The 8,647-nt window shown below is 48.1% G+C and carries 10 protein-coding genes; 6 read left to right on the top strand and 4 right to left on the bottom strand.

What is annotated here, in order from left to right:
- Positions 1-250 precede the first annotated feature (250 nt).
- Positions 251-397, bottom strand: a complete 147-nt coding sequence (locus AKL11_RS25175; protein ID WP_157673538.1) for a tyrosine-type recombinase/integrase — start codon at positions 395-397, stop codon at positions 251-253.
- Positions 398-483: 86 nt separating this feature from the next.
- On the opposite strand from AKL11_RS25175, the gene AKL11_RS12145 reads away from it, so the two are divergent.
- Positions 484-1,770 (top strand): ISKra4 family transposase, encoded by a 1,287-nt coding sequence (locus tag AKL11_RS12145; RefSeq protein WP_067517745.1) that lies wholly within the window; start codon positions 484-486, stop codon positions 1,768-1,770.
- Here the strand turns inward: AKL11_RS12145 and AKL11_RS12140 are convergent.
- Positions 1,765-2,856: a tyrosine-type recombinase/integrase gene (locus AKL11_RS12140; RefSeq protein ID WP_067517743.1), complete on the bottom strand. Its 1,092-nt coding sequence runs from the start codon at positions 2,854-2,856 to the stop codon at positions 1,765-1,767. The two genes, AKL11_RS12145 and AKL11_RS12140, sit on opposite strands and share 6 nt — an antisense overlap.
- 2 nt (positions 2,857-2,858) lie before the next feature.
- A complete protein-coding gene (locus AKL11_RS12135) occupies positions 2,859-3,476 on the bottom strand; it encodes an XRE family transcriptional regulator (protein ID WP_067517741.1) in 618 nt (205 codons plus the stop codon).
- Positions 3,477-3,618: 142 nt separating this feature from the next.
- Here AKL11_RS12135 and AKL11_RS12130 point away from each other — a divergent pair, with 142 nt between their 5' ends.
- The 5 genes from AKL11_RS12130 (at position 3,619) to AKL11_RS12105 (ending at position 8,294) form a co-directional block, all read left to right on the top strand.
- On the top strand, positions 3,619-3,891 hold the full coding sequence (locus tag AKL11_RS12130) for a helix-turn-helix transcriptional regulator (RefSeq protein WP_067517739.1): 273 nt from the start codon (positions 3,619-3,621) through the stop codon (positions 3,889-3,891).
- A gap of 9 nt (positions 3,892-3,900) precedes the next feature.
- Positions 3,901-5,160: a toprim domain-containing protein gene (locus tag AKL11_RS25170; RefSeq protein WP_157673537.1), complete on the top strand. Its 1,260-nt coding sequence runs from the start codon at positions 3,901-3,903 to the stop codon at positions 5,158-5,160.
- Positions 5,161-7,034: 1,874 nt separating this feature from the next.
- Positions 7,035-7,385 (top strand): hypothetical protein, encoded by a 351-nt coding sequence (locus AKL11_RS12120; RefSeq protein WP_067517737.1) that lies wholly within the window; start codon positions 7,035-7,037, stop codon positions 7,383-7,385.
- A complete protein-coding gene (locus AKL11_RS12115; RefSeq protein WP_067517735.1) occupies positions 7,382-7,654 on the top strand; it encodes a helix-turn-helix transcriptional regulator in 273 nt (90 codons plus the stop codon). Before AKL11_RS12120 ends, AKL11_RS12115 begins: the two co-directional genes overlap by 4 nt.
- Positions 7,655-7,832: 178 nt before the next feature.
- Positions 7,833-8,294: a hypothetical protein gene (locus tag AKL11_RS12105; RefSeq protein WP_067517731.1), complete on the top strand. Its 462-nt coding sequence runs from the start codon at positions 7,833-7,835 to the stop codon at positions 8,292-8,294.
- On the opposite strand, the gene AKL11_RS12100 is transcribed toward AKL11_RS12105, so the two are convergent.
- Positions 8,275-8,647, bottom strand: a 373-nt coding sequence (locus AKL11_RS12100; protein ID WP_172807281.1) for a transposase, incomplete at its 5' end; no start/stop codon positions are given. The two genes, AKL11_RS12105 and AKL11_RS12100, sit on opposite strands and share 20 nt — an antisense overlap.

Raw genomic sequence — 8,647 nt, 5'->3', positions numbered from 1 at the left:
GGCAATGCCAAGTTCTTTGCACATACCGGCCACTAATCCCATGTGGTCAATACGCTGAATATGAAATTGATGAGGGCGCACAGGATATGCTCAATTTGAAAATTTTATACAGTTTAGATGGTTTGGGGAAATTCTCAGATTAAGTGCTGAATGACGGATAAATATCAATAAGTTACAACCACCCTACCCCTAGCTTGACACGGATTTGACACAAGCCAACCCCCTACCCTGCACCAAAACAAAGATTTTTTTATAGCTCTGGGAGATTAGAAGTGGCTGCATCCTGTGATGCTTTGCGGGTGTTGAAATACTTCATGGTGGTGGCAAGGGAGGAATGATCAGCCAGTTGCTGAACGTCGGTTGGTTTGGTGCCGTGGTTCAACAGATGGGTGATCATCGGGGTGCTCTCTCTGAATAATTGAAACAAAAGAACTTCAATTGTACGACTATTATAAGAGACCGCTTTCCATAATAGACTCCGCCATGCCTGCTTCAATTGTGTCCAGCAATCGTGAAAAAATCGTTCTACAGATAGAGATCCCTATCGAAGCAGGCAATATGCTTGATCTTGAAAATAGTCTGCAAAAAACACTTAACGATGCTGGACAACTAGGGGCTCAAGAGCTGCTTGGCCTCTTTGAACCAGCCAATAAAGAACCCATTGTCGTCAATAAACAAAAGTGGAGTTATAAGGGTAAAGTTCTGAAACACTATGAGTCCATGTATGGGAAAATACCTTTCAAACGTTCCGTCTATCAGGGAGTCAGAGGTGGTGTCACACTGTCGCCTTTAGATATAGATGCAGGCATTGTCGGATCAGCCACTCCTAAATTTGCAAAATCTCTCGCATGGAAGTATAGCCAAATGCCTGCCCCGGCAGTAAAAGAGGATTTCGAGGCTAATCATCAGAGAACACTCTCAAACTCCTACATCAAGCATCTATCTGACCGGGTTGGTGCCCTCATTGAAGAGCATTCCGATGCTGACCATGACTATGACCTTCCTCAACTTGATAAGCCCGTATCAACGGTAGCCATTGGGCTGGATGGCACCTGTATGTTGCTTTGTGAAGAAGGCTGGCGTGAAGCCATGTGCGGAACATTAAGTCTTTATTCAGCTGATGGTGACAGGTTGCACACGATCTATATCGGAAGTGCCCCGGAGTATGGAAAAGAAAGCTTCCTCACAAAATTAAACGACGAAATAACAGCGTTAAAGCAGAAATACCCTCAGGTAACTTATATCGGCGTTGCTGATGGCGCGAAAGAAAACTGGCGCTTTTTAAAACAGCATACTTCAGGACAGATACTCGACTTTTACCACGCCTCGGAATATCTAGGAGGTGTGGCGGAAGCACTCTTCCCAACTAGCAAAGCCAAGCGAAAACTGTGGCTTGAAGACAGGCTCCACTGCTTAAAACACAAGCGCGGGGGTGCTAAAAAGATCCTGCATGAGATTGAGTCAGCAGAGCTGCCTAAGAAAACCACTGCCCTAATAGAGAAGCGTTATAAAGCGGTAACCTACTTCACCAACAACCATCAGCTGATGAATTATCATCAAGCTATTAAACGACACTGGACAATAGGTTCAGGGGTGACGGAAGCGGCTTGCAAGACATTGGTCAAACAAAGGCTTTGTTCCTCAGGCATGCGATGGAAAGCAACCGGAGCAGAAGTGCTTCTGAATACAAGATCACTGATTCAAAGTAAGGGCCGATGGGAACAGCTTTGGACGAACATCCTCTCTGGCAAGCAGAAAGTGGACTTATGAGTCAGTTATCAGACTGAGAGAGCACCCGATCATCGTTGCACGGAAGGCATGATGGAAAGGTTTGATTCTGGGCAGGCCCAGCTCTTTGAAAAGAGCAGCGGCATAATGAGAAATATTGCTTTTGTCCAAGTGCCATTGGCTGCCATCGCCTTTATCAAGAAACCATTTCTCCCTGGGAGATCGACTGGCGAGATCCTGCTGCAGGAATTTGAATAACGTGTCATTGATCGGTTTGTTCGGGAACTTCATTTTCTTGGGTACCCATCCCAGCGCTTTCACTTCCTGAATACGGATGACCCGGCGCTTCATATCAATGGCCGATAATGGCAAAGACCATATGGCGCCCAAGCGCAGAATGGTTTGAGTGGCCACCATAAACGCTCGCAACATATTACGAGCGGCAATAATATCTTTTGGCCGGGTGTATTCTGCCAGTCGCTTTTCTAATAACTGGCGAGCGCGGGTCAGATCGGCGACTTCATAGGTGTCCATATCCTTATCAGGTACCCTCGCCTTTTCCAGCAAGTGCTTCTTATCAATGAATTCTGATTTCTTCGCCCATGCCAAAAACGCCGACAAATGGCGCATGTGTTTATTCTGTGTTGCGGGCGATAACGGTTCAGAGGAATGTTTATCTTTCGGACGTGAAGCAAGAAACTTATAAAACTGGACGTTGCAATCCCGGTCAAATTCCCGGAGCGGGTGATCTTCTACCGCTTCAAGATAGAGTTTTACCGAGCGGGTATAATTGGAAACGGTATCAGCAGATTTACCAAAGGCTTTCAGCTCTGCTTCCCACAATTCCAGTGCAGTGGAGACAGACAGTTTCTTCTTTGCCCGCTGCTTCTCCTCTTTCTCCCGCTGCTTACGGAGCTGCTTATTTCGCAGTTCCCGCTCCACTTGGAGATAGATTTCCCAGACATAGTTTTTGGTTTGATCATTGGAAAGATGTTCGACATCCGCAGCGTTACAAAGTTTTCTGCGGATGCCTCGGCGACTGGCTACAAAACCGACTTCGGGGTCGTGGGGAAACTCTCCAATATAGTTCTGCGATTTAGGATCATAAAAATAAAGAGCGCGGGCCATAACTAGCGACCACCGCCCACCCAGGCAACACGACCAATCACAGTCACTTCATCTTCTGCCAGTGTGTAGTCTTCATAGGATTCATTATCAGAAATCACTTTCACCTTACCACCAGGCATAAACTGCAACCGTCTTACCATGGTGTCCTGGTTAATGGTGATCAGGTAAACATCGTCTCCTCTCTTATGATTGAGATCCACAAGCACTAAGCTGCCGTTGTAGATCCCACGGTTAATCATGGCGTCACTGGTGTTGGTATACATCAGACAATCGTCTTCTTTCAGGCGAAGCACCTTTTCAAGATAGTCTCTTTCAAACTTTACGGGTCCGGATTCTTCGCTGTGATCATGAAAAGCAATATCAACATAAGGTTTTGTCTGGAAGGGTTCGCCCTCGCCAGTGATCAACCAATTCAGATCCACTTCGCAGAACTCAGCCAACGACACCATTTTGCTAACCGTAGGCTCATTGGTTCCATTGTTATATCTACTCAACTGCGCCCGGCTTATCCCTGTAGCAATGAGAAGATCAGACACCTGCTTTTTATTGTTTTTGGCAACCTCCACTGAAAAGTGGATTCGTTGCGCAATGTCCTGATTATCACCTACGAAAACGGCCATCTTAAATTCCTTTGTATTTACCCTTGTCATGTTCCGTATACGGGTCTAATATTACGGATACGGAACAAATGAGCGGATATGAGCATATATAAGCACATATATTTCATATACGTAAGGATAGAGCACGCAAAGGTACGTTTCAATGATTGATACCGCAAAAGACAAACTGTTTAACCAGAAGGCGCTCTGCGAGCTTCTGAACATCAAACGCAGCACGCTCCTGAAGAAGCGAAAGGAAGGTTTGCTGCCCTCCCCTATCAAAATCATGGGGCAGGATATGTGGCCAAGTTCCATGATCAACCGATGGATCATCGAACAAAATCCTGCCCTGTTGAACCAGGTAAAACCGATCGAACCTGCCGGGCTGGATAAAGCACTGGCCGCCCGTCAAGCCCACAAAGAACAAACCGTTTAAGAGGCCGCCATGTATTCACAAGAAATACAAGAAGCCGAAATTGTTGACGCGCTGCTCAATGACCGCCGGTTTGATTTCAAAGACAAAGGCGAATACCTGCGCAAAGGTATCTGCCCATCCTGCAACAAAAAGGAATTGTTTGTTCGCAAGCGCCAGCCATGGCAGGTGAAGTGCTCCAGAGAAGGAAACTGCCAGTATGAAGAAACCACCAGAAACCTGTTACCAGAGCTGTTCACCAATTACAGCGAGCGATTTCCAAAAACTAAGGAAAACCCACACGCCACGGCTGACGCTTACCTCGCCCACAACCGGCACTTTGATCTGGGAAAAATCAAAGGCAGCTACCAGCAGGAAGCGTGGCGAGACACCGACACCGGAGAATACTGCGACACCATCCGGTTCTACCTTGACGACAAAAAGAGCCGCTACTGGGAACGACTGATCGACAAGTCCAAAGGCAACGGCCAGCGGGCAAACTTTGGTGGTCAGCGTAAAGAAGACGGCTCTGTTTATCGCGGTGATGTATGGATGCCTGCCGGTATGAAGATCGCCAAGGGTGATCAGATCTGGATTGTCGAAGGCATCTTCCACGCCATCGCTCTGATGCACGCGGGCAAAAAAGCCGTGGCGGCGTTCAGTTGCAATAACTTCCCCGAAAACCTGATCAACCAGCACAAGAAAAAAGACGTGACCTGGGTGATCGCTCTGGACAATGAACCAGCCGGGCGCAAATACAGTAAAAAGCACATTCAAAAACTGAAGGCCATAAATGAGGCCTGCGCCGTTGCATTGGCTCCACCGGAAAAAGATTCAGGTGATTGGGATGATCTGTACCGTGCGGGCAAATTAAACGACAAGTTTTTTGAACTTTGCTTTTACCGCGCCCAGTTATTCATGGCCGAATCTCCAGAAGAGAAAGCCTATTTCTATTACCTGCACAACCAGCGCCGCCAATTCGTTCTGGATTATGGCAACGCCATCTACTCCTTTAAAAAAGGCGCAGAAGTAGACGACGCTCTGGCCGGTGATAAGAAAGAAGGCGACGGCGAAGCGGTGGACATCAAATCCAACGAAGGCAAAGAGCTGTTCATCAAGTATGTGGAGATCGATCGCATCAGCAACTGCACCCCCCGAGTTTCTCTATCAGCAGGTAGACGACATTCTCGGCGAGCGGAAATACGTATTTCATCTGGACTACTACAACGGCGCACCGGCAGAACTGGTGGAGTTCGACGGCAGCAACTTGGAAAGCCCCAGCTCCTTCAATAAAGCACTATTGAACAATACCCACGGCGGTACTTTTGACGGTAATGCACGACAGCTGAAGAACCTGCGGGACGGCTGGCTAAACCGGAAAATCAAACGAGTGAGCTCCCTGCCCTTTATCGGTTTCGACAAAGAGGTTAACGCCTGGATCTTTCAGGATCATGCGTTTCACGGTGGCCAGCGTATAGACCTAAACAAGCAAGGCTACTTTGATCTGCCAAAAAACGGCATCAAAACCAGTCTTAAATCCATCCGCATTCATACCGGTGGCGAGCATAAGCCGGACTGGATAATGGATTACCTGACCGCGTTCCACTGGCAAGGCATGAGCCTGCTGGCGTTTTTTCTGGGCACCTTGTTTGTGCAGCAAATCCGCAAGCAGCAAAAGAGCTGGCCGTTTCTGGAATTCACCGGAGAACCCGGCGCCGGTAAATCCACCGCGTTGGAATTCTGTTGGGCATTACTGGGCCGTGAAGACTATGAAGGTTTCGATTTAAACGACGCCACACCGGCAGGCCTGCGCCGTACCTTTAACTCTGTCTCCAATATGCCAGTGGTGCTGATCGAATCCGACCGCAACGCACCGGACTATAAAGACACCGCGAAAAAAGGCGGCGTCAATTTCGACCAGTTGAAAAAACTCTACAACGGACGAGGCACCGGCACCTTGGGTGTTGCCCGTCGTAACAACGAAGTGGAAGAACATCTGTTTCAGGGTTCCCTGATTATTTCCCAGAATGCCCAGGTGGATGGATCGGAAGCACTGCTGCAACGGATCGTCCATTGTCACGCAGATAAGAAGCACCACGGCAAAGGCACAAAGGAAGTGGCGGAACGACTGGCAGCCATGGACGTAAAAGAACTGTCCGGTTTTCTGGATGATGCCCTGAAGAATGAAAACAAGATTCTGGACGTGTACTTCAAAAAGTTCGCCGAGTGTCGCCAGCGGTTTACGGATAACGGCTCTCTGAAAGTAGAACGTGTGGTGAAGTGTTACGCCCAGATAGCTGCCGCCGGTTATGCCCTGCCGGTTCTGTTTCCTTCTCTCACCGAGCAACACAGCGAAATGCTGGAAGCGTATTTATTCCAGCGTGCCCATGTTCGTGAAGAAAGACTGGCAGATGATCACCCACTGGTGCAGGCATTCTGGGACCAGTACGACTACATGAACGAAGTGCCCGCACCAGGCATCGCCGAGTTTGAAATTCGCAGCGACTTTATGAATCACAGCAAGAGCGATCATGAAATCGCCATCAGCTTTGAGCACTTCAAAAAGCTGTCGGAACTTCATCGTCAGGATCGTCTGGATCTGCAGGCCGTTAAGAAGCTGATCGAGAACTCCGCCCGCTATTAATACAGCCGCAAGAATGTGGCAGTGGACAGCCGGATACTGAATAAAACAGTGAAATGCTGGGTGTTTAAGAAGCGCAGGAAGTTATTCAAGTAATAACGGAATTACCAACATATCTATGCGTGCGGGCGCAGGCACAGCAGCAAACTTTAAAACGTTAGAGGGGGTGTCGGAAAATGGTAATTAGGGTAATCAGTCTTTCGGAAATAGCTTGTAGGTCAGTAAATACGGGGGGTGTAGGTGAAATAGGAAAAGGTAATTTTAAGGTAATTATAAGGTAATCCAATTACCAATAGAGATTACCAAGTGATTACTTTTTACCGTTTTAAAAAACCGTTTAAAAACAAGCACCTAACCAAACGATTACCAATGGCTTACCTCGAAATTACCTTTTTGCGGGTTGGCTGGAAGCCAGAGAACACAAGGGATTCAACACTGTTTAAGAAAGCCGGTTACCAAAATTACCATTTTCCGACAGCGTTCCCACAAACACGAAAGCGAAACGGACTCACGGAGAACACAACAAATGAGCAACACGACGTTTCAAATACCAGCCACCGAGGCTCACAAACGGGATTGTTTAGCCCGTTATTACCTGGACAACAAGAGCCGCGAAGAGATCAAGCAGTGGCTGGAGAAGCTGACCGCCGCCGAATATCGGGAAGACATGCGCCAGCGTTTCAATCAACAACGTGCCCGGCTGAAGTATTGCCGCGCCGAACTGGTGAAGGCGGATCAAGTCACCTGGCATTGGCTCACCGATCGGTGGACGTTGCGGGAGCTGAAACATTGCATGAAGTGCGCTCCCCTCGACGCCCACGGTCAGACCGCTCTGAAAATGATCATTGATAGAAAAGAACAGGAACAAAACCCATGAGAGGTATAGACCTGATGAAAATCCAGTGCAGCTCCGCCCGCTACGTTTACGAAGGCACAGGGTTAACCGAAAAGCAGGCCAAGACCTGTTTATGGCTTGCAGAAGGCAAGACTCAGCGAGAGACCGCCATCATTGAATGCGTATCTCATCAGAGTATTGATAAACGAATATCCCACGTTCGCGAATTACTGGAGGTAAATACCACCATCGAGGTAATCACCCTGCTTTGTGTTCGTGGATACATCAAAGCCAAAGAGGTGCAGCCATGAAACAGAATGGCCTGTTCAAACCCGAGTGCAGCTGGCACGCCGCCCGAGTGATGCCCGATCAGCAAACCTTTGCCCGTTGCTTTCCTGCTCTCGGCGAAAGGTGCCCCGGCATGGAAAGTTGCCAGAAGGACTTGGCCTGTCGGCTGCGCAATACCAACGACGCCATGAGGAACGCGAAATGATCGCACTGGAATTGGAACCCTGCTGGCAGGACAACCCGATCAAATCACACGAGGCGCTGCCACCAGTGGACAGTTCACCCTGTGAAGCAGGCTGCCCACATCTGCAACTTTGCCAGAGCAAAGAACTGTCCTGTCAGGCGTACCACAACTACGCCAACAGCCGGAAGTTTGAAAACTCTGCCCGTGAACCTTCGACGTTCTTTTACGAGCAGACCTTTGAAGCACCGTCCAAAAACAAAGGCGTCTTTCCGACAGAACAAAAACAAAAGCCAGTCAGCCCACTGGAAGATATTCCGGTACTGGTGACACCCAAAACCCCAAAGAAGAAGAAGGAGAAAACCGTGGAAACCCAAACCAAAACCAGAAAGGAGAAAACCGTCATGAGTGATAAAGCATTAGACACACTGGTAAACCAAAACTCACTTGAAACCATCGGTTTTATTTTGGTTTTGGCTTAACCGGTTTTCTGAGCACCTCTTCCTCCTCGTCAAGAGACGTCTTGGTATGGAGTCTGTCGGCTAACTCGACTGGTTTTTGGTTAATCTGCACGCAGAAGGCTTTGACATTCTTCACCAGTTCATCTTGGGTGCTATGACAATAATRATAAGTTACCTCCTCTCTCAACCAACGCCAAAGAGCCTCAACTGGCATAAAATCAGGACTGTACGGAGGTAGCCAGACTAGCTCTATTTTTAGATTTTTTGCAGCATCGCAGACGTCAAATGACCGATGATAGGACGCACCATCCCAAATAACAGTAATTTGTCGTTCAAGATTCTCCTGTCGAATACGCTCCAGAACATTCACAGTA

This window comes from Endozoicomonas ascidiicola, from assembly GCF_001646945.1.
In the GTDB taxonomy this organism is placed as follows: domain Bacteria; phylum Pseudomonadota; class Gammaproteobacteria; order Pseudomonadales; family Endozoicomonadaceae; genus Endozoicomonas; species Endozoicomonas ascidiicola.
This window is presented reverse-complemented; position numbering and strand designations above follow the sequence as displayed.